The organism is Sedimentitalea sp. (assembly GCF_039973035.1).
Classification (GTDB): Bacteria; Pseudomonadota; Alphaproteobacteria; order Rhodobacterales; family Rhodobacteraceae; genus Sedimentitalea.
The window spans coordinates 262,300-286,170 of sequence record NZ_JBDWLR010000094.1 but is presented as its reverse complement, the minus strand read 5'-3'; the positions used below and the strand labels follow the sequence as shown (position 1 = coordinate 286,170).

Here is a 23,871-nt window from a genome sequence, read left to right as displayed (position 1 = left end):
AGGTTTGACCGTGTATCCGGACGGATCAATGGAAATCACGACTGGGGAAAAGCTGTTTTGCCTGTTCGCGCGGATGGCGCGCGCCGTTGCGATAGCGTGGCGGGCGAGGGGCGTCGTCGGCCTGTGGTTGGGTGATGCCGATGGCCTCGTCCAGTGGATGGCCGAGATCGGTCAGACAGTGCGAGAGATCCTCGATTGTACCCGCGATCAGATGCACCACGATGCCTTCGCGCTGGATCTGTCCGGTCACGCGCAACAGACGCCCGCCCATGACGATACGGCGATAACGTTCGTAAACCTTGGGCCAGACCACCACATTGGACACCCCGGTTTCATCCTCAAGCGTCAGAAAGATCACGCCCGAGGCGGTGCCGGGGCGTTGCCGGGTGATCACCAGCCCGGCGACCGAGGCTTGCCCCAGAGGCACCTGTGCCAGATCGCTGTGCAAGGTCAGACCGGGCAGGTCGGGGCGCAACAACTCCATCGGGTGCGCTCGCAGCGACAGGCGCATGGCGACGTAATCCTCGACCACTTCCTCGCCCAGATGCATCACTGGCAGATCGACGGCAGGTTCGGTCAGCCCTTCGCCATCCAGCGGATCCGCAAACAGCGGCAGGGGCGCGGGCGCGCGGATGGCGCGGACCTGCCAGAGGGCATCCCTGCGGGTCAGGCCGAGGCCCGCAAAGGCATCCGCCTCGGCCAACCTGTCCAGAACCGGAGGGGCCATGCCCGCCCGCAACCACAGGCTCTCGGGATCGGTATAACCATTGCCGCGCGCCGCCGTGATCCACCCGGCATCCTCCTTGCGGAATCCCTTGACCTGGCGAAACCCCAGCCGCAAGGCCAGCGCCCCGTCTGCGCGCCGCTCCAGATGATTGTCCCAATCGCTGTGGTTCACACAGACGGGTCGGATTTCGATCTGGTGTTCACGCGCGTCGCGCACGATCTGGGCCGGGGCGTAAAATCCCATTGGCTGAGAATTGAGCAGCGCGCAGGCAAAGATCGCCGGGTGATGGCGTTTCAGCCAGGAGGACACATAGGTGAGCATGGCAAAGGCGGCCGCGTGGCTTTCGGGAAACCCGTAATCGGCAAAGCCTTCGATCTGGGAAAAGCATTTTTCGGCCACCTCGATGGTATAGCCTTTGGCCAGCATCCCGTTGACGAACCGTTCGCGATGCGCGCCGATGGTGCCCATGCGCCGGAACGACGCCAGCGAGCGACGCAACCGGTCGGCCTCTTCTGCAGTGTACCCTGCGCCCACAACGGCGATCTGCATGGCCTGTTCCTGAAACAGCGGCACACCAAGGGTCTTGCGGGTAACCTCGGCGAGGGCAGGGCCAAAGGGTTCGGCCTTTTCCAACCCCTGACGCCGCCGGATAAAGGGTTGCACCATGCCCCCTTGAATCGGGCCGGGCCGGACGATGGCGACCTCGATCACCAGATCGTAAAAGGTGCGGGGCCGCATCCGAGGCAGGAAATTCATCTGCGCGCGGCTTTCCACCTGAAACACCCCAACCGCATCGGCCACACACAGCATGTCATAGGTCGCCACGTCTTCCTGCGGAATGGTGTCGAGGGTCAGGGTCTTGCCTTCATGCTGTTCGATCAGGCCAAAGGCCTTGCGGATACAGGTGAGCATTCCAAGGCTCAGCACATCGACCTTGAGAATGCCCAGCGTGTCGATATCGTCCTTGTCCCATTCAATGACGGTGCGATCCTCCATCGCCGCGTTCTCAATAGGGCAAAGTTCGTCCAGCCGGCCCTTGGTGATGATGAACCCGCCCACATGCTGGCTGAGGTGGCGGGGAAAGCCGATGATCTCGCCGATCAGCCCGATGGTCTGGGCAAGCCGCCGGTCGTTCAGGTCCAGCCCTAGCTCACGGATGCGGTCGGGATCGGCACCACCATTGGACATGCCCCATATCTGCCCCGACAGGCTTGCGGTCACGTCTTGGGACAGGCCCATCACCTTGCCCACCTCACGGATCGCGGCGCGGCTGCGGAAATGGATGACGGTGGCACAGAGCCCGGCGCGGTGGCGGCCGTATTTCTTGTAGATCCACTGGATCACCTCTTCGCGCCGCTCATGTTCGAAATCGACGTCGATATCCGGTGGCTCGCCCCGATAGCGCGACACGAAACGTTCAAACACCATGCCGATCTGGTCGGGGCTGACATCGGTGATGCCAAGCGCCCAGCACAGGATCGAATTGGCGGCTGACCCGCGCCCCTGACACAGGATGCCAAGAGATCGCGCATAGGCCACGATGTCATGCACCGTGAGGAAATAGGCGGCAAACCCGAGTTCCTCGACCAACTGCAATTCCTTGTTCACCAACGCATGATAGCGGTCTGGAATGCCGTCAGGGCAGCGCCGCGCCAGCCCCTCATCAGTCAACCGCATCAACCGCTCTTGCGGGGTTTCGCCGCCCTCGGCGATCTCGTCCGGGTATTCATAGCTGAGTTCGCTCAGGCAAAAGCTGCACCGCGCGGCGATTTCCAGCGTCCGGCGCAGGGCGGCAGGGTGGTTGCGATAGAGCCGCGCCATGTCGCTGCCCGCCTTGAGACGCCGTTCGCCATTGGGCAGGGCGCGGGTGCCGATTTCGTCGATAGTACAGCCTTCGCGCAGGCAGGTCAGAACATCGGCCAACTGCCGTCGTGCGGCGCGGTGCATCAGCACGTCGCCCACCGCCACCATCGGGGTTCCGACCCGCAGGGCCAGCCGCGCACAGGTATCAAACCACGCCTGATCGGACCCGTCATAGCGCGGCGCTGCGCCAAGAAATACGGAGCCGGGATAGCGGCGTTTGACGCTCTGGACGATGCGCGCGGTGGCGGCCTGATCGCTGGCCATGTCCACCGGGGGGAGGGCGATCAGGATCATGCCCTGACAGCCGTCTGTCAGGTCGCGCAGGTCCAGATGACACGCGCCTTTTTCGGCCCGGCGCTTGCCGTTGGTCAACAGGCGGGACAGGCGATGATAGGCGGCGCGATCCGTGGGCAGAGCGATCCACTGCACTGGACAATCCCGCAGCACCAGACGGCAGCCGGTGATCAGGCGCGGCAGGGTAATGCCTGCGGGGCGGGCAATGTCTTCGGGGCTGCCAACCTCTTGACGCGAGCAACTGTCGGTGCGGTGTTGCGAGCGGATTTGCACGGCCTCTTCGGCCTCACGCCGCAGTTCGTTCAGCGCGCTATAGGCCCGCACCACCCCGGCCAGCGAATTGCGGTCGGTGATGGCAATGGCGTGCAGCCCCAGTTCGGCGGCGCGCACCACCAGTTCCTCGGGGTGCGATGCCCCGGTCAGAAAGGTGAAATTCGTGGTCACACCCAATTCGGCATAACCCGTCAGCTCAGGGCGCGCGGTCATGCGAATTCTCCCTGCACGAACCAACCGGGGTTCTGCGGGGTGAAAAACATCCATAACCGCCGACCCTGACGCGTATCGACCTGCCAGTAATCGCGCACGCCGCTGCGCCAGCCGTCGTCTTCCATCCACCATTCCGGGGCGATGCGTTCCGGGCCGGTGGCGCGGGCGGTGTCCAACGCCATTCGCCGCCAGCGCAGACGCCGGGGCGGGCGGGGGCCGACTCCGGCGATGGGTTCCGGTGGAAACAGCCGCACCGGACGTGGGCGCGGTGCATGCCACGGCCCTTCGGGGCGGGCATAGGCCGCAGGCGCAATCAGGAAACTGCGTTCGGGGATGTGGCTGTCGGCAGGCAGAAACCGCTGGATGTTCTCCAGCCCGATCCGTGTGCCGATCCGGGTGATCAGATCGTCCAACTGCTGGGTGCTGCCTTCGCTGACCGAACTGATCTGCTGCACCGGCAGTGGTTCGACCTGCACCGCCTCAAGCCGCATCTGGTCGATGCCGAACCCGGCCTCGACCCCGGCAACCCCGCGCTCAAACAGCGGCAGGATGCGTTTCGGATCACGCATGGCGCTGGCCAGTCGCAGTTCCACCTGCTGGTTGCTCTGATCAATCCGCCGCAGGGTCAGGCAAAGCCGCCGTGCGCCGGTTTCCTGTTCCTTCAACCGCTCGCACAACCGGTCCAGCAGGCGGGCGGTGCCGGCCATTACATCGTCTACCAGCCCGATCGGTTCTGGCAGGGTCAGGCGCACCGCGTAATGGGGTGGGGCGGCCATCGGAGTGATGGTTTCGGGTTGCTCGCCAAGTGCCTGATCCAACCGCATCAACACGCCCCGGCCAAAGCGGCGGGCCAGCGGTGCCCGCGGTGCCACCGCCAGATCGGATATCCGCCGCAGGCCCAGCCGTTGCAGGCCGGTGATGGTGTCTTCGGGCAGGCGCAGTGCTGTTACGGGCAACCCGCCCAGGGCCGCGAGCGGATCGCCGGGTTCGGCCACACCTTCGCCGTGATGCGCCAGCGCCCAGGCCGCGCCACGGGTATCGGCAAGACCAAGTTGCAATGTCAGCCCGGCGCGCGCCATCCGCCTGCGCATATCCGCCAGCAGATCGGCTTCGCCCCCCAGCAGATGCGCCGCGCCGGTGATGTCCAGAACCAGACCGTCCTCGCCTTCGGGGCCAACCCAGGGGCAATAGCGCGTGGCCCAGCGACACAGGGTCGCCAGAAACCGGGCGTCGCCGCGCGGATCGGCGGGCTGGCTCAGCAGATCAGGGCAAAAGGCACGGGCATCCGAGAACGGCATGCCGCGCGAAAGACCAAGCTGTTCCGCCTGTCTGTTCAGGCAATACAGCCGGTCCGTATTGTTCTGTTTCAGCGTCAGCGCAAAGGGCGCGTCAACCGGACGGGCCCGCAGCACCCGGTCGCAGGGCAGGCGGGGAAACCACATCGAGACGACGCGCCGGGTGATCCCATCGAACATCCCAGGCTCCTAATGTTCCTGATTTGTTCTTTATAAGTTTCCACCGCATCAGTGTCGAGTCCTGCGGCACCGGATCATAGAGCGCGGCGGCATGCCAGCGGGTCTCGGCGGCATTGCTGCCCATGTCCTCGGAAATCAGGCACAGCCCGGTCGATCTGCCTGCCTTGGCGGCCAGTTGTAGGCGTCGCCCGGCAGTCAGGCCAAGCGGTTGGCTGAGTTCGATGATCACCAGTGGCACGCTGCCATCGCGCAGCGCCTCTTCGGCAACGGCGAGCGCATTGGTCTGATCCTTGGCCTGCGCCATCAGCAGCCTGTCGGGATCAAAGAACCGACAAAGCCCGACAGGGCTGGGCGTTTCATTGTGCCAGTTTTCGCGAATCCACAGCAGAGTTCCCGACGCGCGTGCGCAGGCCATGGCGACAAAGCCAGTGGCACCGGGGCCGCAGACCTCGTGAACGCGGGTTTTGCGCAATGGGAAACAGGTGTGAAAGGCAACGGACATGCGACCAAAATAGACCGGAATTCCGACGATAGAAACCACCGTTGATCCGGTTCTTTAGCTATCCGGTTCAATCAAGCCGAGGCCCCGCAGGTAAATCCCGATACCGGATTCCAGCAGTTCTTCGGGCGGAAAGGGCGAGCGGTTGCCCGGCGTGGCACGGGCATAAAGTTCGACAACCCCGTGGCTGAGCGCCCAGATATGGGCGCTAAACATGGATGCGGGCGGGCGCTTTTCCGGTGGGATGTGTTCTGACAGATCCGCGGCGGCGCGTTCCAGTACATCGCGGGCACGCGCCGAGGCGGCTGCCAGTTCAGGGGTTCGGTTCACGGAAATCCCGCTTTCAAACATTGAGATATAGTGACCCGGATGCTTTCGGGCAAAGGCCAGATAGGCGCGGCCCGTGGCCTCAAATGCGGCCAGTGCCGAGGGCTGGCCCGACTCATAGGCGTATTGCATGAGGTCGGCGAACATCTCGAACCCTTGGCGTGCAGCCTCGGCGATCAGATCCTCGCGCCCTTCAAAGTGACGGTAGACGGCAGCCGGGGTGACACCCGCCTGTTTCGCGGCCTCTGACAAGGTGAAACCGGTCGGTCCCTTGACCTCGATCAACTCCAATGCGGCGTCGATCAGGGCCTGGCGCAGGTTGCCGTGATGGTACCCGCGTTTAGACATCCCAGATGTCCGGCCCACCGCAAATTTTGTCGTCGATACGGCCCAGGGCCTTGCTGCTCTTGCGCTTGTAATCGACGGCATCCAGCACCTTGCGGATCGCATTCAGGCGGGCACGGCGTTTGTCGTCTGAGCGGATGATGGTCCAAGGCGTTATCTTGTTGTGTGTGCGGCTCAGAGTTTCGCTGATCGCATCGGAATAGGCGTCCCATTTTTGCAGACCCTCGACATCAATCGGGCTCAGCTTCCATTGCTTCAGCGGATCCGATTCCCGCGACAGGAACCGGCGCAATTGTTCAGCACGGCCAACGTTGATCCAGAACTTGAAGAGCAGAATACCGTCATCGACCAGCGCCTGTTCAAACGGCGTGACCTGGTGAAAAAACCGTTCGCGTTCATCGTCAGTGCAAAAGCCGTGGACCTTTTCAACAACGGCGCGATTGTACCAGCTGCGATCAAAAAAGGTGATTTCACCGGCCGAAGGCAGGTGATCGATATAGCGCTGGAAATACCACTGGCTTTGTTCTGCGTCCGAGGGTTTGGACAGTGCGATCACTTTGGCCCCGCGCGGGTTAAGATTTTCGCGGAACCGCTTGATGGTGCCACCCTTGCCCGAGGCATCGCGGCCTTCAAAGACAATGACAAGACGCTGGCCGCTTGATTTCACCCAAGCCTGCATCTTTACCAGCTCGATCTGCAGTGCGCGCAGCTCCTTTTCATAGACCTTGCGGGCGAGCCGTTCGCTGTGCGGATAGCTGGGAGACAGGATATCGCCCTTGTCCGCACGCTTGATGGCGTTTCGGATCTCTTCGGGAGCGTCGTTCTTGAAGTAGGCACTGATCGCGCCGTCAAATGGCAGTTCCATCGACAAGTCCTTTTGTCTGTCTTTTCAGCAATATGGGATGTTAAGGGGCTTAACGCAAACCCGCACGCATCGCGGCGCGGTCGATTGCGGCGACAATCTCATCCTCGGACGTGTGCTGCGGCATGTGGCCGATCCCCTCAAGGCGCGTCAGAACAGCGCCCGGTATCTGGTGAACGAGTTTTTCAGAATGAATGGACAGGCCAACCGTATCATCCGCCGTGCCGTGGACGATTTCCGTGGGCACTGCGATCTGCGCGTAATCGTCGACCTGCGCTTTGATTTCGTCCAGCAGATTGGCGCGCTGATCGGCATTGGCGCGCATGGACACGCGGCGCAGGGTCAGGCTGGCGCCGATTTGATCCGCATAGCCATCGGGCGGATTTTGAGGCTCAAAAACCGCTGCGATGGCCCTGTTGACGCGCTCCTCGCTCACAAAAGCGGTGATTATCGGCACGACGATCCGGCTGCCCCACCAGGAAGAAGTCACGCGATAAAGCGGGTCCAGCGGTGTGGTCCATGGGTTGGACGGCGCTGCAATCGGAACCAGGGCTGCGAGGCGATCAGGATGGTACGCCGCCCAGGCCAGAGCCACCGCGCCGCCATAGCTGTGGCCCACCACGATCGGCGCCTTGGCACCGAGTTGCCGTGCGGCTTGGCTGAGCAGGTCAGCCTGTTGGCGCAGGGTGGCTCCGGTTGTGTTCAGTCTGTCGGTGTACCCCAGTCCGGGGCGATCAATGACGTAGACGCGGTAATCCTCGGCCAGACGTGGCGCGAGAGAAAACACCATGTCGCGCGTGCTGCCGCTGGCACCATGGATCAGGACCACATCGGGGCCGTTGCCCATCACCACGGCGTGAGCATCGGTTTCCCCGACACGGATGATCTGCCCTTGCGGGGGAAACCGGCTTTCGGCCCGCGCCTCTTGGCGATGGGCACGCAACAGAACAAAGGCCCAGAACAGGGCCAGTGCCACGAGGATCAGGATGATTGCCTTTAAAGCCATACCCCTAATCAAGCGCGCAGATCGGTCGTTTCCAGTCCAATCTTTTCAATATCGAAAGGCGTGGTCTCGTACACCTCGTTGATCCAGTTGCCATAGAGCAGATGCGCGTGGCTGCGCCAACGGTTCTGCGGAGCCTTTGATGGATCGTCACCGGGATAATAATTGATCGGCACATTGATCGCGGTGCCCTCGGCCACGTCGCGGTCATATTCCTGTTTCAGGGTATCGCTGTCATATTCGAAATGGTTAAAGATATAGAGCGCACGATGCCCTCGATCCTCGACCAGACAGGGGCCGACCTCGTCGCTGCCCAACAACGTCTTCAGCCCAGTCGCGGCGTCAATTTCATCCTGCCGCATCTCGGTCCAGCGCGACACCGGGATCACGCAAAGGTCTGAAAACCCGCGCAGATAGGGCGAGGCCGGGGCAAGATTGTTGTGCCCGAAACAGCCGAACGCCTTGTGGTGCAGCATGTGTTTCTTGACGCCATGAAAGTGGTTGATCATCGCCATACCGCCCCAGCACACACCAAGAGTGGAATGCACGTTGGTCTGGGTCCACTCAAAGATTTCGGAAATTTCATCCCAATAGGTCACCTGATCGAATTCCAGATGTTCGATCGGTGCGCCGGTGATGATCAGCCCGTCGAATTTCTTGTCGCGCAGTTCTGAAAACGGGCGATAGAAACTCTCCATATGATCGGCGGCAGTGGTCTTGGTCTGATGCTCGGACATGCGGATCAGGCTGAATTCGATCTGCAGCGGTGTCGCTCCGATCAGACGGGCGAACTGGGTCTCGGTCTGAATCTTTTTCGGCATCAGATTCAAGAGCCCGATGTGCAATGGCCGGATGTCCTGGCGCGCCGCCTGATCCTCGGACATGACCATGACGCCTTCTTGGGTCAGTACGTCATAGGCAGGAAGGTCGGCGGGTATCTTGATGGGCATTGGCTCTGCTTTCAGGGAAAGTGAACGGGTTAGATAGTACGGTGTTGATGTGCTGCCAAGGGGGCTTGGCAGAGCAGGGTCGTTGTCAGGGGAAGACAGCCAAAGAAGCCGCTGCTAGTTCTATAAAGACAGATGGAGAGTGTGCTGTATGGATCGGAACGAGCGATGAGAGTTTTCTGGCTGGCGCTGTTGGCTTGCCTTGGAGCGCAAACAGCACAGGCGCAATCCGGGGACCCGATGGATTTGCAGCGATGCATCTGGCGGTGTCTGGCGGATTCCCCCGGCGCCCAAAGCCCGCGTTATCATCAATGCGTCGAAAGACTCTGTGTCACGCAACCAGCACCTCAGTACACCGCGCCAGCCACTGCGTCCCGTTGGAAGAGCGGTGTTGCCGCAGACGGAATCACGCGATTTGCCGGTGTGGATGTGGCGCAGGAAGGCGGTCCGGGGTTTTATTACATGTGTGATCGTCAAGGGCAGAGCTATGTCATGCTGTTTCGTCATCACGGTCCGCCGGGCCTGTTGCGGTTTCGTATCGGCGCACAGAACTTTACGGTTCCGTTTGACCGCACGCGCGGGGAATTGACCATGAACGTCATACCGGGCGGTCAGTTTCTGAACGCGCTATCTTATGGCCAAACTGCCTGGATCAGCGACATGCAGGGACGTCATGTCATGAATGTAAACCTGCAGGGCGCCACTGCGGCCATGCGAGGCGCGATTGCGGCCTGCCGAGGCTAGGATCGTTCGGCAACTGCGTTGGCGATCAGGGTGTCAAAACCCTGTGCATCCTGCACCGATGCGATTTGGTCTGCCGTTACTGTTACGCCCCATCGCGCCATCGCCTCGTACCGGGGCTGGCGGTGTGCCAGGGCCTGCGCATAGGTCCAGCGGATAAAGGCGTCTGGATCAACATCATCTTCCAGGCAATTGTTATCGCTCAGATATGTGTCCCACATTCGCGAGAGAAATTCTGGCTGATAGGACATCGGTTTGGGGGCCTTGTCGAAGCGGCGGATCAGATCCTGAGTGTGCGCTTCGTCGCCTTTGATCCAGACCATCAATGTATGCTGTGACAATTCGGACAGGATCGGATCATCGGGATCATCTGCATTGACCCATTCGCAGATCGATCCGCCAGTGTCGCAGATAAAATTGGAATATCCATACAGTCGTTGGGCGCGGTCGATGAAATACTCCGTATCCAGAAGCGCATGAATTTCCGCTTGCCGGAACTGTTCCTGACGGCGGCGGTACTCTTCCATGCTGAGCCCGCCCTTATCGGGATTGCCGGGCTTTCCGAGATAGGCGGATACCGGCGTCAGGTTGGCAAAACTGATGTTTGATCCGATATAAATTGAGTCAGACAGCAGGAGGTCGCGCAGGAATGGGACCTTCATCGCCTCGGCCTTGGCGTTATCAGCGATGTATTCGCCCATGTAACGGGTGCCGATGCGATAATCGATGCTGTAGTGAAACCAACCGCCGGCATCGCGGAGCATCTGGCTGATGTGGGTCTTGCCGAGGCCGGACATGCCGAAGAACAGAATGCGCTTTGTCGGTGCCGCGCGCCAATCCTGCGCTGTTTTATAGATCATGAACCCGTCCCCTTTTCGCCTAGCTACTCAGCGGCGCGGGCGGGGTCAATTGCGCCGTTTTCCAATCGTTCCGTTCAGGATCAGCAAACCCAGGGCCAGTAAGGCAAAGCCGGCATATGCACGGGGGTGAAGCTCTTCGCCAAGGACAAGCGCCCCGAGAATGATGGCCACCGGCGGAATCAGCAGCGTAACCAGCATGAGATTGCCGCTGCCGGCCATCGTAAGCACCCGGTAATATAGCAGGTAGGCCCCGGCCGTGGCGATCAGTGCATAATAGGCGATGGCGGCCCATGTGACCGGTTGCAAATCAAAGGCGACAGGTCCGTCAAGGATCAAGGCGCCGGGCAGCAGGATCAGGGTCGAACCGGTCAGCATTCCGGCGGCGGCGACTTGCGGTGCCAGATGGCCAAGACGCGCCCGTGCCCAGGCACTCGCAAGGGCATAGCTGACCGTACCCGCGAGAACCGCAAGCTGCGCGGTGCTGCGCAGATCAAAGGTCGCGAGGTTCGTCAGGCCTATGGCCGTGGCAACTCCCAGAAAGCCCAGACCGACCCCGATGACCTTGCGCAACGTCAGGCGCTCGTCGGCAAAGACGAGGGCCGCCACAAGCACGCCAAAGATCGCGGTGGCCGCGTTCAGGATCGAGGTCAGGCCAGTTTCGATATAGAGTTGCCCCCAGCTCATCAGACCAAACGGGATCACGTTGTTCAGCAATCCCATGATCAGAAATGCGCCCCAGACGCGCGGTTCGCGCGGGATCGGCAATCGCGAGGCCAGAACCACAATCCACAAGACAAGCATCGCCCATCCGGTCCGGTGCAACACGGCAGTGACCACCGGAACTTCGTCAAGTGCGACGCGGATCGCCAGAAAGGAGCCGCCCCAAAAAAGACCCAGCAGCGAGAGTTCGGCCCAAGCCCGAGGGGATATGGTTTTTTGATCTGTCATGCGGCCATATGGCTGAGTTTAATTGCCCACGGCGACCCGGATCTTGCGGGTTTCCGAAAGTATGTTGAGATAGTTGGCCGCAAAGATCACCGCCGCCCCGACAAACACCCAGACATCCAGCGCTTCGTTATAGAGGAGCATGCCGACCACCGCGATGGTGGGCAGCCGGGCAAAGTCGATTGGCATGACCACGGTTGCGGGCGCGATGGCCAGTGCGTTGGTGATGCAGAAATGCGCGAGCAATCCGCCAAGTGCGATGACGATCAGCCACGGCGCAGTCTGCATGTCGGGCAGGGCGATATCGCCATCAAATCCGGCGGCCAGCAGGCCAAAGCCCAATTGCATCACTGTCAGCCAGAACATGATGCAGCCAACGCTGTCGGTGCGAGTCAGCCGCTTGGTGAACATCCCTGTGAAGGCAAAGAAGATTGCCGCGGCCGCCGCAGCCATGATGCCGACATTGATGGTCTCGGGGCTTGGCCGTGCGATGATGAGAATGCCCACAAAACCCATCGCCGCCGCAAAGACACGCATCGGTGTAAGCCGTTCGCCAAGCACCAGCGGCGACAGGATGATGATCCACAGAGGCGACGTGAATTCGAGCGCAAAGACCTGCGCCAGCGGGATGAGTGTGATCGCATAGAACCAGAGGTTCTGGCCGCTGAAATGAACGAGATTGCGCAGAAAATGCAGACCGATCCGCTGGCGCGAGATTTGGCCCATTTTGCCCGTCAGGGACAGGATCGCGACCACGATCACCACGCCAATGGCGCTGCGGTACATCATGATTTCGAACGTATCGAGCGCAAAGCTGACCTCGCGACCTGCCACTGCCATCGACGAGAACGAAGCAATCGCCCCGGTCATCCAGAGGGCGGCCTTTAAGGTTTGGGCGGGTTGTTCGCTCACAGATGGGCCAGATGTATGGGCCTGCGGCGCGAGCAGTTGTATCTCATGAAACCTCCACTAACCTTTCTCCCGATCGGTGTCGGTCACAAATTTCAAAATGTCAAAGTTGCAGCCACGGGTTTCCGCCTTTGCGCTCAAGGTCCGATATCAGATCGGCGCGCAGAAACACAAAGTTCGAGAACATGAAAATATTTGAAAGAGGGTCCTTGGGATCTCGTCGCGCCAACCCTCCGGGTACCAATTGGAAAACCTCATACCCCGGGATGGATGCCGCGAGCATTTGCAGTGAATGGCCACGGAACATGTGATGCCAGTTAAATTCCATATGGACGCCAACGGGCTTGTGCCGAGCGATCAGGTCTTGGGCGCCAGCCAGGACCTCGAACTCAAATCCTTCGGTGTCGATCTTGATGAAATCGACGGTCTCACTGCCAAGTCTCTCGTTGGCGAAAATGTCGAGAGTAATGACGTCAATCAGGTCCGTTTGGGTGTTTTTGACGTAGGGCACTTCGCTCGCTTCTGCCGCGAACGAGGCATGCGATGATGCGCTCTCTTCATAGTGAAGTTTGAGCTTTCCCAGTTGACTGCCAACGCCAACGTTAACTGGCGTAAAGCGATCTCCGTATTCCAGTGACAATTGGCTTAGCGTTGCAAAAGTCGTGCCAAGTGGCTCAAATGCATAGACTTTTTCATTAGGAAAGGACTTTAGAAACTTGCGGCTGTAGGTTCCGACATTCGCACCGACATCAAGCATGGTTTTCGGATCGAACTGTTTGAGGACATGTTCAAATAGAAAATTTTCGGCGGCATCGGTCGTATCTGGGTCGTTTTCATATCCATAGGCCCTGAGCGCACGAAGGATGTTTTTTCGGTTCTTCCGCTGCAATTCCGGTCGGCTGTAGCGTTCAATATATTTTTGGGTCAGGTAGTTGGACAGCCAGCTCATAAAACGTCATTCCAATTGTCACACAGGTGTTGATCTTGTTGGGGTAATACCGGGCGCGTGGAGATCATGATTCGCAATTCCACTCGATGAAATTTGGCGGAACCAACGCAAGGTCAATTTTGGCGCGCTCGCGCGCCGTTGGAGATACTTTCATAAATTGATTCAACCCAAAGCGCTCAGGTCGCCGATACTCTGTTTGGGTCCAAAGCTGCCACAAAACCCTCATATCATTGTTTCTTGATATCATGCGTAGGTGACAGCCTTGCCGAAATGTTTCTGCAGTGATGGCTCAAGTCGTTAAGAGCCTACTAACTGTACTCTCACAACGAGTCAGACGGAGCGTCAACGCTAATGTAGTCGGCCGGGTAACGATCTCTGAAATCGTCCGGCAGATAGCCATGTGCGACAGGTACGCCACCGATCATGGCCGCAACAAGACAGAATGAACTTGGAGCACCTGCAAGAAGGATGAGGCTGCAGCGCGATAATGCGAAGAGGTCGCGATATTCGTCTGGGACCAGATCACCGATGGCTGAATTAACGCTAGGGCGATGTTCTATCTTGGTAAAAGACTCTTGAGTGTCGAAGACAAGCTGAGGTTCGTCTGAAAAAAACATGACACTCATGTCTTGGATACTTTTCAGGTAAGCTAGGCACTTGCCGATATTTTCGGTCAGTTCGGAGCGCGACTTTAGAAAATGTGGTCCTGCATTCGGGTCGATCCGATCACTTGCCCGAATGTGAAAGCCGGCGATGGATTGATCCGGAAAGCTCTCAAAGTTGAATTTTGGCGTGATCTTGCGCGCGCTTGCTCTGACGTCATTTGAACTAACCATGCAGCGAAGCGAGGCCAGATCTTTCACGGTGAGGCAGTTCTTCAGGTCGAACCGACGACGGATATTGAAGAGCTTTATTGAACTGCTCCCCGCGACTTTCAACGTGACGCGCGGATTTTGTAGATCAAACAGGATCTCGTAGCTGCGATCTTCTCGTGCACCGACGTTATGGAAGAGATATGTGACGTCGCACCCGTATTTGGTGGCCAAGGCACTGAGAACAATGATCTCTTCCAGTCTGTTTCCCAGGCCGTCATTGCGGCCCAAATAAACAAACGAGTCAGGTGGCGTGGCAGGGTCGCGCGATTTCTTCTTTACTCCCATTCAATCGTGCCCGGGGGCTTGCTGGTCACATCATAGGTCACGCGGTTGATACCCTTGACCTCGTTAATGATCCGGGTGGCGGTTTCACCAAGGAAATCATGGCTGAACGGGTAATAGTCCGCTGTCATTCCATCTACCGAATTTACCGCACGTAGGGCGCAGGCATAATCATAGGTGCGCCCGTCGCCCATGACGCCGACCGTGCGCACAGGCAGGATCGCGACAAAGGCCTGCCAGATGTCGTCATAAAGGCCGTGCTTGCGGATCTGGTCGATATAGACGGCATCGGCTTTGCGCAGGATTTCCAGTTTTTCTCGGGTGATTTCACCGGGGCAGCGAATGGCAAGGCCAGGGCCGGGGAAGGGGTGCCGTCCGATGAAGCTGGCAGGCAGGCCAAGCTCATGACCCAATATACGCACTTCATCCTTGAAGAGTTCGCGCAGGGGTTCGACCAGCTTGAGACCCATCTTTTCCGGCAACCCGCCGACGTTGTGGTGGCTCTTGATGGTGACCGACGGTCCACCCGAGAACGACACCGATTCGATGACATCCGGATACAATGTTCCTTGGGCGAGGAATTCCGCACCCTCGATGGTGTCAGCGTATTTCTGGAACACGTCGATAAACAGCTTGCCGATGATCTTGCGCTTGGTTTCCGGGTCACTGACGCCGTCAAGCTCTCCGAGAAACAATTCGCTTTCATCCGCGTGGATCAGTTGCAGATTGTAGTGCTCGCGGAACATCGACACGACTTCCTGCGCCTCGTTCATCCGCAACAACCCGTGATCGACAAAGACGCAGGTTAGCTGATCGCCGATGGCCTCGTGAATCAGGACCGCCGCGACAGAACTATCGACACCTCCGGAAAGGGCGCAGATGACTTTTTTGTCACCGACTTGCTCGCGGATCTTGCGGATCATCTCTTCGCGATAGGCGCCCATCGTCCAGTCGCCGGTGAAACCAGCAGCGCGAACGAAGTTCTCGTAAAGCGTCTTGCCGTTGGGCGTGTGGTGAACTTCGGGGTGAAATTGCACCGCATAGAAATTCCGGTCCAGATCGGCCGTGATCGCAAAGGGCGCGCCGGGCGAAGTCCCGCAGACTTCGAAACCGGGGGCGATTTCAGAGACATGATCGCCATGGCTCATCCAGACCTGTTCACGGCCGGAGCCATCCATGAACCAACCGTTTAGAAACTCGCTGCGTTTGTCCGACGGCGTGACATAGGCGCGACCAAATTCGGCGGTGGCATTTTCGCCGGCTTCAACCTTGCCACCAAGATCGTGCATCATGACCTGTTGGCCATAACAGATGCCCAGAATCGGGACGCCGAGTTTGTAAACGGTTTGGGGGGGGCGTGGGCTTCCCTCGCGCATCACCGAATCCGGCCCGCCGGAGAGAATCACGGCTTTTGGGTCAAACTCGGTCAGAAACGCGTCGGAGACGTTCTGATAGGGGTGGATTTCGCAATAGACGTTCAGCTCTCGCAGGCGGCGGGCAATAAGCTGCGTCACCTGGCTGCCGAAGTCGATGATGAGGAGGCGGTCATGGCTGGTCTGGGTCATGTGCAGCCTTTAGGGCGACGCGGGCATCGTGGCAAGAGGGATGGCAGCAAGAGGTGGGGTTAGCCCATCGAATCCGAGCTTTGCTTGCCGCGTTGTGCGGCGCGGTTGGTATCGACCCGATAGCTCCAGAACGCGATGGCCGACCAAGTCAGAATGTAGAGTATGCCAACCCCGACAACGACGATACCGGGCAAGGGGCCGACATCTGCGCGGCTGAGCGCCTGATCCAGCGAGGTGACCGGGGTGGGATGTACGGCGAGCTTACCGGCAAAGGCGATAGACTGGATCAGCAGAATCCATAGATAGTTTCGGCGGATCCGCCGACCAACCGCGATCAATAGCCCGACATGATAGCGGGGATGCATGTAGTCCCGCGCCAGAATTTGTTGCCAATGATCCTCCATATGCAGGTCGCCGTCATAGAGCAGCGGTGCGTAGAAATGGGTCTCCAGCCACCGGGCACGGGCGCGCCAGACGCTGAAATAACGATAGCGACGCGCTTCGAGCATCAGGAAGAGAATGATCAGAACACCCACCAGAACCAACGGCAGAGGCGAAGCTTCGGGTGAGGCAAAAGAGATCGACAACGCCACGCCGAGTGTCACAACCGCCCAGTTGGTGGTTGTGTCGAGCCGGGTCCGCCAGATTGTGCTGCGATAGACCTCGCCCCGGTAGAGATGCGCGACCGCGCCAATCTCGGCAGCGTTCAGGGTTTTGCGTTCTGATTCTGTTTCTAAAATTGCGCCGCCCTCCCATGGCTGGCGATCATAATGCCCCGGCGACTTGCGCGGGTCAAAGTATTCGCCACAGCCCTATATGTCGCTTTTCCCCCGCATCCGCCGTAATCTTTCCCGGCAAGGTGACGCGGTTGCGATAAACCACAGACGCAGAAGCTGTTTTCAACAGGGAGCGCGGGCATGACCGAAGCAAATACAAAACGCAGGGCACGGGGTGGCGGCGGCGCAGCGCGGCGGGCCGAGCGGACCGCGGTGAGCGTTGAAACGGCCAAGTACATCGAGCGGAACATTCCGAATTTTGAGATTCTGACACCGGAAGCGCTCGAGATCATCGAGGCCAATGCCGAAAAGGTACTGGCGGAAATCGGCGTGAACTTTGTGAACAACCCGGTCGCATTGGAGCGCTGGCGCGAGGCCGGTGCCGAGATCGACGGGGAAAGGGTGCGCATTCCGCTGGGGCTGGCGCGCAAGCTCTGTGAAACGGCACCTTCAAGCTTTGTTCAGCATGCCCGCAACCCGGCCCGCAATGTTGAGATCGGCGGCAAGAATCTGGTTCTCGCGCCGGTGTATGGCCCGCCTTTCGTGCGTGATGCGCAGGGTGGCCGCCGCTACGCGACTATGGATGATTTCCGTAAATTCGTGAAGCTCGGGTACATGTCCAAATGGCTTCACCATTCCGGCGGCACCGTTTGCGAACCCACCGATGTGCCGGTGAACAAGCGCCATCTCGACATGCTGCTGGCCCATATGACACTGAGCGACAAGCCATTCATGGGCTCGGTGACAGAGCCAAGCCGCGCACAGGATTCCGTCGAGATGTGCGAGATCCTGTTCGGCAAGGAGTTCATTCAGCAGAACACTGTGATGACATCGCTGATCAACGTGAACTCGCCGCTGACTTTTGATGATGTGATGATGGGCGCTCTTGAGGTCTACGCCAAGAACAACCAAGCCTGCATCATTTCACCGTTCATCGTAGGTGGTGCGATGGCGCCGGTCTCGGTTGCAGGCACGCTGACTCAGGTGTTGGCCGAAGTACTGGCAGGGATTGCCTATTCGCAGCTAATCAGACCCGGCGCACCGGTTATCTTTGGCGCCTTTGTGACATCGATCGACATGAACAGCGGCGCGCCAACGTTCGGCACGCCCGAAGCCAGCCAGATTCTGTATGGGGCAGGGCAGCTTGCACGCCGCATGGGGCTGCCGTTCCGCTCTGGTGGCGGGCTGTGTGCGTCGAAACTGCCGGACGCGCAGGCCGCTTATGAGACTGCGAATACGTTGAATGCGGCGCTGTTGGGTGGGGTCAACTTCATGCTCCATGCCTGTGGTTGGCTGGAAGGCGGACTCGTCAGCAGTTTCGAGAAATTTGTCATGGATGCGGACCAGCTTGGCGTGTTGCACAAACTTGCCCAGGGCGTAACTGTTGACGAGGATGCGCAGGCGATGGGCGCCATCGCCGAGGTCGGGCCAGGCGGGCATTATCTGGGGTGTGAACATACACAAGCCAATTTCAAGAGCGCGTTCTGGCGTTCGGACGTTTTGGATTACAAGCCTTTCGAGACGTGGGAAGAAGAGGGTGCGCGTGATACGCAGACCCTTGCTTCAAACCGGGTTGCCCGCCTTTTGGAGACTTACCAGCAGCCGGCACTCGACCCGGAAATCCAGGCCGCGCTCGAGGCCTATGTCGCCGCCAAGAAAGAGTCGATGCCCGACGCCTTTATGTAGCGATCTCTGATCGCGCGGAGCGCAGCAACTGCGCTTCGCCCATCATGGCAATCAGAACATCGACATGCTGTGCCAACGCGTAACCGGCATCGTCGCTGTTGCGCTGATCATTGAGCGTACGTTCAATTTCAATCAGGCGCAGAACTGCCGCTGCCGGACGTGGCAATGCGCCGTACCCAAGCAAGCGTTGCAGATGCCTGTCGCGGCGGTACTCTCGTGCCCCAAACTGGGCGGCGCGGATCAAAATCTGTGGGCGGCGCAGTGCGCTCAACATGCTCATTACATCTTGCATTTTCCGAAATCCCTTTCCCTCGGTTTCCTGATGGGTTCGATCTATTGCACAACCTTTGCGGGTGTTGCGCTCTTACCGAAACCATCGTTCGCCGTTTTCACTACTGTTTATCATTTAAAAACAATGGTGAACGGGTGAGTGCTCCATTAACACTAGGGTAACAGAATCGTTCATAGGTTGTTGGTTAATGAATAGGTAACCGTAACTGCCCTGACGATTTTGAGGACAGATCAACATGCAAAATCAAGCGCTGGAGACCCTGCCAATCTGGGTTCCAGAGAGTGTTCAACGCTATCTGGCACATACCGAAGCGGGGCAACCGATCCGCGATCTAGCCCGAAGAGCGCAATGCCATGCTTCCACCATTCTACGGCAAATCCGCAAGGTAGAGACACGCCGCGACGATCCGCTTGTTGATGCAGCTTTGGCGATGCTTGCAGATATCCATTTCTCCATACCTCGGTGCTGCGCCACAGACGCCAGCGGCCCAAGTAACGCGACAAAGGACAATACATTAATGACCTATAGTGAAAAGTTAACAGTTCCCGCGCCCGACGCCGCCACACTGGAAAGCGAGGCGCGCCGTGTTCTACGACGCTTGTGCGAGGCTGGCGCTGTGCTGGCCGTGGCCGAAAATATGGACAAGGCCGTGATCGTTCGCGATGGAGAAGGTACGGCGAGCACGCGTACCGCTGTTGTGGACTGTGCCGTTGCTCAGGCCATGGCGTTAAAAGACTGGATCGCTTGCGCAAATCCAGGCCGTATCAGCCGCTATCGTATCACAGCGACGGGTCGCACTGCGTTGGGGCAGTTGTTGGCGGATCAGGAAAATCGTGCCCGCAAGGAAAAGGAGAACGGGTTTGCTGAGGCTCAAACCCCCTTTTGCGTAAGGGGCGAACCGGGTTCGTCAGAAGCCAGTGGGAAAGACGCTCCACCAAGACGGACACGCTATAACCTGTCGGAGAGTCCGTTGATCGCGTTAGCACGGCGCAAGGATCGCGACGGAAAGCCATTTCTCGAAGATGCTTTGGTACGCGCGGGCGAGCGGTTGCGTGAGGATTTTGAACTGGCCCAGATGGGACCGCGCGTGGCACAGAATTGGGATCATTTTCTGACTGGAGGCGGCGGTCACGGCGGAAATGATGCGGGTGTTGATATGGGGACGCGCTCTTGTAAAGCGCGAGACTGCGTGGCGCGGGCCTTGTCTGATCTTGGCCCCGGCCTCAGCGATGTGGCGCTGCGCTGCTGCTGCTATCTGGAGGGGCTTGAGACCGCAGAAAAGAAGATGGGCTGGTCCGCACGCTCGGGCAAGATCGTTCTGCGGATCGCGCTGCAGCGACTGAAACGCCATTACGACGGGTTGAATGAACCCGGCCGCATGATCGGGTGAACCGCAGGGCAGGTGGGTCGCGGCCCGATCTCTCTGTGCGAGCAGATCAAACAACAGGCGAACACGATCAGAGTTTGCTATCTGCCTCCTCGACAAGGTCTTCGACAGCATTGAACGCATCTTCTCCGGCCTTGTGCTGGTCGGCAACCGCCTTGATCAGGGCGTTCATCTTGCCTTGGTCATTGTGCGCCGCGATCAGTTTCGCCTGCTTTTTCTTCGCAGCCTGAAGGTCCTTGTTGAGACCTCCCAGATTTTTCAGATGCTCCGAGGCCTTTTTCAAACAGGCCTTGGCGTTCTGTACATCTTTTTCCAGTGCGTTCTTGCCCGGGACATCGGCGGGGATCGACGCGAACTTTTCCGGTGCGCAAAGCGACTTGGCATGCGTTGTGAATTTTTCGATATTCCGCCCCAGGCGTTTCGCCTTGGTGTCCGTTTGCTGACGCTTGGCATTTTCCAGAAGCATATCTGGCAATTCGTCGCCTTTGCCTTCCTTCAAGGCCTTGGTGACAACCACATCTCTTGATTTCTTGAGGTTCGCGCCAAAGTACGCTTCTTTTGCCGACAGCGTGCCGAATGCATCCTTAGACAGGGTGAGTTCGGACAGAATCGTCGAAGACTTGTCCATCCATTTCTTGACTGTCTTGTTAGACTTTTCCGTTTCGCCCGCCTTTTTCATCTCCTTGGCAAACTCATCTCGCGCGCGCTTGAACTCCTGAAACCGTTTTTTTGCGTTGTTGCTCAGATCCTCAAGTGACTTGACCAGATTTTGTTGTTCGGCCAGCGATGACTCCCAATCCGCCAATGCCTTCTTGAAGTCATTGTCACCAACAAAGTCTTTCCATTTCTTGCCGGTGACGCCTTTCTTGATCGCCGCAGGGATCGCTTCAGACAGTTTGTCTTCCCGGTCGTAGGCTATCTTTCGATTGGCCTTCATCTTTGCCTTGATCGCAGGCGAGTCTGCCGCTGGACAATGCTTGGCGACGTCCTTTTCCATCGCGATGCATTTCTTTTCAAAGATCTTGGCCTTCAATTCCCATGCTTCAATACTCGGCACAGCATCACCTCTCTATCGGTTCGCGCTGCCTTGGACATGTCGGCAGCCAGAAAAAAATTACAATCTGCGAATCAGTATCGCGGCAGAGCGGTATTCAAACAAGGATTTGGTTCACATAAGGAAATATGTGTGCGGGGCTTGGGCGCATACCACCCATGTGTCGCTGGTGGTTCTCATGACGCGGCGTTATGGTAGGGACTGACCCAATCTACCCAGCAGACCGGAACAGACATGACGCGTGACCTGAAAATCCCCGAAAAGCGCCATCCGGAAAAGGCGCACCGGCCCGACAACGTTCAGCCCAAGAAACCTTCGTGGATTCGCGTCAAGGCGCCGGGGGGCAAAGGATATGCCGATACCCGCAAGATCATGCGCGATAACAATCTCGTCACGGTTTGCGAAGAGGCGGGATGCCCCAATGTCGGCGAATGCTGGAGCCAGGGACACGCGACCATGATGATCATGGGCGAGATTTGCACGCGCGGCTGCACCTTTTGCAACATCGCTACCGGTCGCCCAGATACGCTGGATGCGTTCGAACCGGGGCGGGTGGCGCATGCGGTTGAAAAACTGGGGCTGAACCATGTGGTGATCACATCGGTGGATCGCGACGATCTGAATGATGGCGGTGCTGATCACTTTGCTCAGACCATCCGTGCGATTCGCCACCGCAGCCCGAAAACCACGATTGAAATCCTGACACCTGACTTTTTGAAATGCGATCCCTCTGTTCTGGAGGTCGTTGTCGAGGCGCGGCCCGATGTATTTAACCACAATCTGGAAACAGTACCGGGTCTCTATCCGACCGTGCGCCCCGGCGCGCGCTACTTTCATTCGCTGCGATTGTTGCAGCGGGTCAAGGATCTTGACCCCGGCGTCTTTACAAAATCCGGCATCATGGTGGGGCTGGGCGAAGACAGTCAGGCCGTGAAACAAGTGATGGACGACATGCGCGCGGCGGACGTGGATTTTCTGACGATTGGTCAGTACCTGCAACCGACGCCAAAACATCACCGCGTGGATCGTTTTGTGACGCCGGAGGAATTTGAGACTTATGAAAAGGCCGCCTTTGGCAAGGGGTTCCTGATGGTCTCCGCAACGCCTCTGACGCGGTCATCCTATCACGCAGGGGATGATTTTGCCCGCTTGCGCGACGCGCGGCAGGCCAAGCTGGGGCTTGTTTAACCCGTCGCGATCAGCACTGCACCTCAGTTGGTTTCGGGCAACGCCTTGAGATAGGCGGCAATCGCACTGCGATCTTCGGAGCTCAGATGCGCGATGCTCTCTACCACCTTCGTCATTTGGCCACCGGCGCTGTCATAGTCAGGCGTGAATCCGGTTTCCAGATAATAGGCGATATCCCCCGCGCTCCACTTAAGTGATTGCGGGTCAATCGCCGGTATCTTGCCTTTGCCTGACGGATTCGGTGCGCCCTGCATCCATTGGCTGCGATCCAGCCCACCGGTCACGTCGCGCGGCGTGTGGCATTCGCCACAGTGGCCGAGTGCCTCTACCAGATAGCGGCCACGTTCCACCTCCGGGCTGGGCGGATCGGTCAACACCCAATCCGGGGTCAGGTTGACCAGCTTCCACAGGCCAAGACCACGGCGGATATTAAAGGGAAAGCTCAGCTCATGGGTCAGGCTCGGCTGATCGGAGACCGGCAATGTGTCAAGAAACGATTTCAGGTCAGCGACATCCTGAAGCGACATTCGAATGTAGGTCGTATAGGGCAGAGACGGGTAAAGATGTGTATTCTCCGGCGACACGCCGGCCTTGAGCGCGTTCGCCAGATCCAGCGAGCTCCACCCAGCGAGGCCTGCAGGACCCGGAGATATATTGGGGGCAATGAATGTTCCGAACGGGCTGTCGATACGATAGCCGCCGGACAGGACCAGCTTGTCTTCACCCTTGGCGTCCGGGTCGGCATGGCACGAGGCGCAGCCACCCGCCCAGAACACCATCTCGCCGTTGTCCGGATTTCCGGTTAACCCGGCCATCGCGTCATTCGCGAGAGGCACAGGTCGACTCAGCACCCAAAGGGCGATTGCAGAAACGCCTGCCAGCAACAGGCAAACACTCAGAAATTTGCGCATCATTGCCTCAACTTCCGGGGGCGCAACAGCTGCCCCCGGCTCAATTCATTTGAAACGGATCAGTCGTTGGCCTTGCGGTAATTTTCATGACAAGCGCCGCAGGCTTTGCCAACCGGGCCGATCGCCCCACGCAGCGCGTCAAGCCCGTCGCCTGCCGCCGCTTGCATCGCTGCCGTAGCTTCGACCAATGCCATCGCGTCGTCACCGATCTTGCTGTCCGCCGCCCAGATCGCCGGGAGCGCTTCTGTCACGTCGTCGCCCAATGCAGCGTTGTCTGAACCCGGAGGCCACATGCGCGATTGATCCATCGCTGCCAAGGCCGCGAGGTTGGTGGCGGCAGCGGTGGCCGCCTCGGCATTGTATTCAACGTCGCCTTTGGCCATGCCTCCAAGCAGGCCGATATTGAAGGCCTGTAGCGACATTAGCGATTGCCGCGCTTTGACCGCTGACAATGTTGCCTTGTCCGCGTGCGATTCGCTGATCGCGGTCGTGCCGATAACGCCGGCGGCAATGATGCCAGCGATTAAAGTAGGTACATATTTCATTCAGTGTCTCCCAGAAAAGCCTGTCGAGTACCCCGAGTATACATGTGTTTTTTTGTGGATATACTGCCAAATTATGCA

General features: G+C 58.8%; 22 protein-coding genes. 4 read left to right on the top strand and 18 right to left on the bottom strand.

Annotated elements, in window-relative coordinates:
• Positions 1–25: 25 nt before the first annotated feature.
• From ABJO75_RS26325 to metA, 7 genes are read right to left on the bottom strand one after another with little or no spacing between them, the layout of a single operon-like run.
• A complete protein-coding gene (locus ABJO75_RS26325; protein ID WP_348125467.1) occupies positions 26–3,370 on the bottom strand; it encodes an error-prone DNA polymerase in 3,345 nt (1,114 codons plus the stop codon).
• Positions 3,367–4,845: a DNA polymerase Y family protein gene (locus ABJO75_RS26320; protein WP_348125465.1), complete on the bottom strand. Its 1,479-nt coding sequence runs from the start codon at positions 4,843–4,845 to the stop codon at positions 3,367–3,369. Before ABJO75_RS26320 ends, ABJO75_RS26325 begins: the two co-directional genes overlap by 4 nt.
• A complete protein-coding gene (locus tag ABJO75_RS26315; protein WP_348125702.1) occupies positions 4,760–5,347 on the bottom strand; it encodes a hypothetical protein in 588 nt (195 codons plus the stop codon). Before ABJO75_RS26315 ends, ABJO75_RS26320 begins: the two co-directional genes overlap by 86 nt.
• 54 nt (positions 5,348–5,401) lie before the next feature.
• Positions 5,402–6,019, bottom strand: a complete 618-nt coding sequence (locus ABJO75_RS26310; protein ID WP_348125463.1) for a TetR/AcrR family transcriptional regulator — start codon at positions 6,017–6,019, stop codon at positions 5,402–5,404.
• The gene (ppk2, locus tag ABJO75_RS26305; RefSeq protein ID WP_348125461.1) at positions 6,012–6,881 is read right to left on the bottom strand and encodes a polyphosphate kinase 2; all 870 of its coding nucleotides are present in this window, start codon (positions 6,879–6,881) and stop codon (positions 6,012–6,014) included. The genes ABJO75_RS26310 and ppk2 overlap by 8 nt, the downstream gene beginning before the upstream one ends.
• A gap of 49 nt (positions 6,882–6,930) precedes the next feature.
• A complete protein-coding gene (locus ABJO75_RS26300; RefSeq protein ID WP_348125459.1) occupies positions 6,931–7,884 on the bottom strand; it encodes an alpha/beta hydrolase in 954 nt (317 codons plus the stop codon).
• Positions 7,885–7,892: 8 nt separating this feature from the next.
• Positions 7,893–8,831 (bottom strand): homoserine O-succinyltransferase, encoded by a 939-nt coding sequence (metA, locus tag ABJO75_RS26295; RefSeq protein WP_348125457.1) that lies wholly within the window; start codon positions 8,829–8,831, stop codon positions 7,893–7,895.
• A gap of 165 nt (positions 8,832–8,996) precedes the next feature.
• Between metA and ABJO75_RS26290 the strand changes: the two genes are divergently transcribed.
• Complete coding sequence (locus ABJO75_RS26290; protein ID WP_348125456.1) at positions 8,997–9,572, top strand: hypothetical protein; 576 nt, start codon at positions 8,997–8,999, stop codon at positions 9,570–9,572.
• Here the strand turns inward: ABJO75_RS26290 and ABJO75_RS26285 are convergent.
• The 7 genes from ABJO75_RS26285 to ABJO75_RS26255 form a co-directional block, all read right to left on the bottom strand.
• The gene (locus tag ABJO75_RS26285) at positions 9,569–10,429 is read right to left on the bottom strand and encodes an ATPase (protein WP_348125454.1); all 861 of its coding nucleotides are present in this window, start codon (positions 10,427–10,429) and stop codon (positions 9,569–9,571) included. The genes ABJO75_RS26290 and ABJO75_RS26285 overlap by 4 nt on opposite strands.
• A gap of 45 nt (positions 10,430–10,474) precedes the next feature.
• Positions 10,475–11,377 carry a DMT family transporter gene (locus ABJO75_RS26280; RefSeq protein WP_348125453.1) on the bottom strand — a complete coding sequence of 301 codons (903 nt, stop codon included), beginning with the start codon at positions 11,375–11,377 and terminating at the stop codon, positions 10,475–10,477.
• A gap of 18 nt (positions 11,378–11,395) precedes the next feature.
• A complete protein-coding gene (locus ABJO75_RS26275; RefSeq protein ID WP_348125451.1) occupies positions 11,396–12,286 on the bottom strand; it encodes a DMT family transporter in 891 nt (296 codons plus the stop codon).
• Positions 12,287–12,386: 100 nt separating this feature from the next.
• Positions 12,387–13,232 carry an FkbM family methyltransferase gene (locus tag ABJO75_RS26270; protein ID WP_348125449.1) on the bottom strand — a complete coding sequence of 282 codons (846 nt, stop codon included), beginning with the start codon at positions 13,230–13,232 and terminating at the stop codon, positions 12,387–12,389.
• Positions 13,233–13,552: 320 nt separating this feature from the next.
• The gene (locus ABJO75_RS26265; RefSeq protein WP_348125447.1) at positions 13,553–14,392 is read right to left on the bottom strand and encodes a hypothetical protein; all 840 of its coding nucleotides are present in this window, start codon (positions 14,390–14,392) and stop codon (positions 13,553–13,555) included.
• Positions 14,383–15,954: a glutamine-hydrolyzing GMP synthase gene (gene guaA / locus ABJO75_RS26260; RefSeq protein ID WP_348125445.1), complete on the bottom strand. Its 1,572-nt coding sequence runs from the start codon at positions 15,952–15,954 to the stop codon at positions 14,383–14,385. Before guaA ends, ABJO75_RS26265 begins: the two co-directional genes overlap by 10 nt.
• A 59-nt stretch (positions 15,955–16,013) precedes the next feature.
• Positions 16,014–16,694 carry a DUF2270 domain-containing protein gene (locus ABJO75_RS26255; RefSeq protein ID WP_348125700.1) on the bottom strand — a complete coding sequence of 227 codons (681 nt, stop codon included), beginning with the start codon at positions 16,692–16,694 and terminating at the stop codon, positions 16,014–16,016.
• Between the two features lie 177 nt (positions 16,695–16,871).
• Here ABJO75_RS26255 and ABJO75_RS26250 point away from each other — a divergent pair, with 177 nt between their 5' ends.
• Entirely contained in the window at positions 16,872–18,416 is a 1,545-nt protein-coding gene (locus ABJO75_RS26250) for a trimethylamine methyltransferase family protein (RefSeq protein WP_348125443.1), read from the top strand.
• Here the strand turns inward: ABJO75_RS26250 and ABJO75_RS26245 are convergent.
• Complete coding sequence (locus tag ABJO75_RS26245) at positions 18,409–18,708, bottom strand: DUF6477 family protein (RefSeq protein WP_348125441.1); 300 nt, start codon at positions 18,706–18,708, stop codon at positions 18,409–18,411. The two genes, ABJO75_RS26250 and ABJO75_RS26245, sit on opposite strands and share 8 nt — an antisense overlap.
• A gap of 235 nt (positions 18,709–18,943) precedes the next feature.
• Here ABJO75_RS26245 and ABJO75_RS26240 point away from each other — a divergent pair, with 235 nt between their 5' ends.
• The gene (locus ABJO75_RS26240; protein ID WP_348125439.1) at positions 18,944–20,098 is read left to right on the top strand and encodes a DUF6456 domain-containing protein; all 1,155 of its coding nucleotides are present in this window, start codon (positions 18,944–18,946) and stop codon (positions 20,096–20,098) included.
• A gap of 67 nt (positions 20,099–20,165) precedes the next feature.
• Here ABJO75_RS26240 and ABJO75_RS26235 read toward each other — a convergent pair whose 3' ends face one another.
• The gene (locus ABJO75_RS26235) at positions 20,166–21,152 is read right to left on the bottom strand and encodes a hypothetical protein (RefSeq protein WP_348125437.1); all 987 of its coding nucleotides are present in this window, start codon (positions 21,150–21,152) and stop codon (positions 20,166–20,168) included.
• A gap of 231 nt (positions 21,153–21,383) precedes the next feature.
• Here ABJO75_RS26235 and lipA point away from each other — a divergent pair, with 231 nt between their 5' ends.
• On the top strand, positions 21,384–22,337 hold the full coding sequence (gene lipA, locus ABJO75_RS26230) for a lipoyl synthase (protein ID WP_348125435.1): 954 nt from the start codon (positions 21,384–21,386) through the stop codon (positions 22,335–22,337).
• Positions 22,338–22,360: 23 nt separating this feature from the next.
• Here the strand turns inward: lipA and ABJO75_RS26225 are convergent, their stop codons facing one another.
• Together ABJO75_RS26225 and ABJO75_RS26220 are read right to left on the bottom strand one after the other, a co-directional pair.
• Positions 22,361–23,248, bottom strand: coding sequence for a cytochrome c (locus tag ABJO75_RS26225; protein WP_348125698.1), 888 nt, complete (start codon positions 23,246–23,248; stop codon positions 22,361–22,363).
• A 59-nt stretch (positions 23,249–23,307) separates the two neighbouring features.
• Positions 23,308–23,793, bottom strand: coding sequence for a cytochrome c (locus ABJO75_RS26220; protein WP_348125434.1), 486 nt, complete (start codon positions 23,791–23,793; stop codon positions 23,308–23,310).
• Positions 23,794–23,871: the final 78 nt, after the last annotated feature.

Bases quoted from the DNA above. Each gene is read 5' to 3' on its own strand.
- ABJO75_RS26325 (WP_348125467.1), bottom strand. From the start codon at position 3,370: ATGACCGCGCGCCCTGAGCTGACGGGTTATGCCGAATTGGGTGTGACC.
- ABJO75_RS26320 (WP_348125465.1), bottom strand. From the start codon at position 4,845: ATGTTCGATGGGATCACCCGGCGCGTCGTCTCGATGTGGTTTCCCCGC.
- ABJO75_RS26315 (WP_348125702.1), bottom strand. From the start codon at position 5,347: ATGTCCGTTGCCTTTCACACCTGTTTCCCATTGCGCAAAACCCGCGTT.
- ABJO75_RS26310 (WP_348125463.1), bottom strand. From the start codon at position 6,019: ATGTCTAAACGCGGGTACCATCACGGCAACCTGCGCCAGGCCCTGATC.
- ppk2 (WP_348125461.1), bottom strand. From the start codon at position 6,881: ATGGAACTGCCATTTGACGGCGCGATCAGTGCCTACTTCAAGAACGAC.
- ABJO75_RS26300 (WP_348125459.1), bottom strand. From the start codon at position 7,884: ATGGCTTTAAAGGCAATCATCCTGATCCTCGTGGCACTGGCCCTGTTC.
- metA (WP_348125457.1), bottom strand. From the start codon at position 8,831: ATGCCCATCAAGATACCCGCCGACCTTCCTGCCTATGACGTACTGACC.
- ABJO75_RS26290 (WP_348125456.1), top strand. From the start codon at position 8,997: ATGAGAGTTTTCTGGCTGGCGCTGTTGGCTTGCCTTGGAGCGCAAACA.
- ABJO75_RS26285 (WP_348125454.1), bottom strand. From the start codon at position 10,429: ATGATCTATAAAACAGCGCAGGATTGGCGCGCGGCACCGACAAAGCGC.
- ABJO75_RS26280 (WP_348125453.1), bottom strand. From the start codon at position 11,377: ATGACAGATCAAAAAACCATATCCCCTCGGGCTTGGGCCGAACTCTCG.
- ABJO75_RS26270 (WP_348125449.1), bottom strand. From the start codon at position 13,232: ATGAGCTGGCTGTCCAACTACCTGACCCAAAAATATATTGAACGCTAC.
- ABJO75_RS26265 (WP_348125447.1), bottom strand. From the start codon at position 14,392: ATGGGAGTAAAGAAGAAATCGCGCGACCCTGCCACGCCACCTGACTCG.
- guaA (WP_348125445.1), bottom strand. From the start codon at position 15,954: ATGACCCAGACCAGCCATGACCGCCTCCTCATCATCGACTTCGGCAGC.
- ABJO75_RS26250 (WP_348125443.1), top strand. From the start codon at position 16,872: ATGACCGAAGCAAATACAAAACGCAGGGCACGGGGTGGCGGCGGCGCA.
- ABJO75_RS26245 (WP_348125441.1), bottom strand. From the start codon at position 18,708: ATGCAAGATGTAATGAGCATGTTGAGCGCACTGCGCCGCCCACAGATT.
- ABJO75_RS26240 (WP_348125439.1), top strand. From the start codon at position 18,944: ATGCAAAATCAAGCGCTGGAGACCCTGCCAATCTGGGTTCCAGAGAGT.
- lipA (WP_348125435.1), top strand. From the start codon at position 21,384: ATGACGCGTGACCTGAAAATCCCCGAAAAGCGCCATCCGGAAAAGGCG.
- ABJO75_RS26225 (WP_348125698.1), bottom strand. From the start codon at position 23,248: ATGCGCAAATTTCTGAGTGTTTGCCTGTTGCTGGCAGGCGTTTCTGCA.
- ABJO75_RS26220 (WP_348125434.1), bottom strand. From the start codon at position 23,793: ATGAAATATGTACCTACTTTAATCGCTGGCATCATTGCCGCCGGCGTT.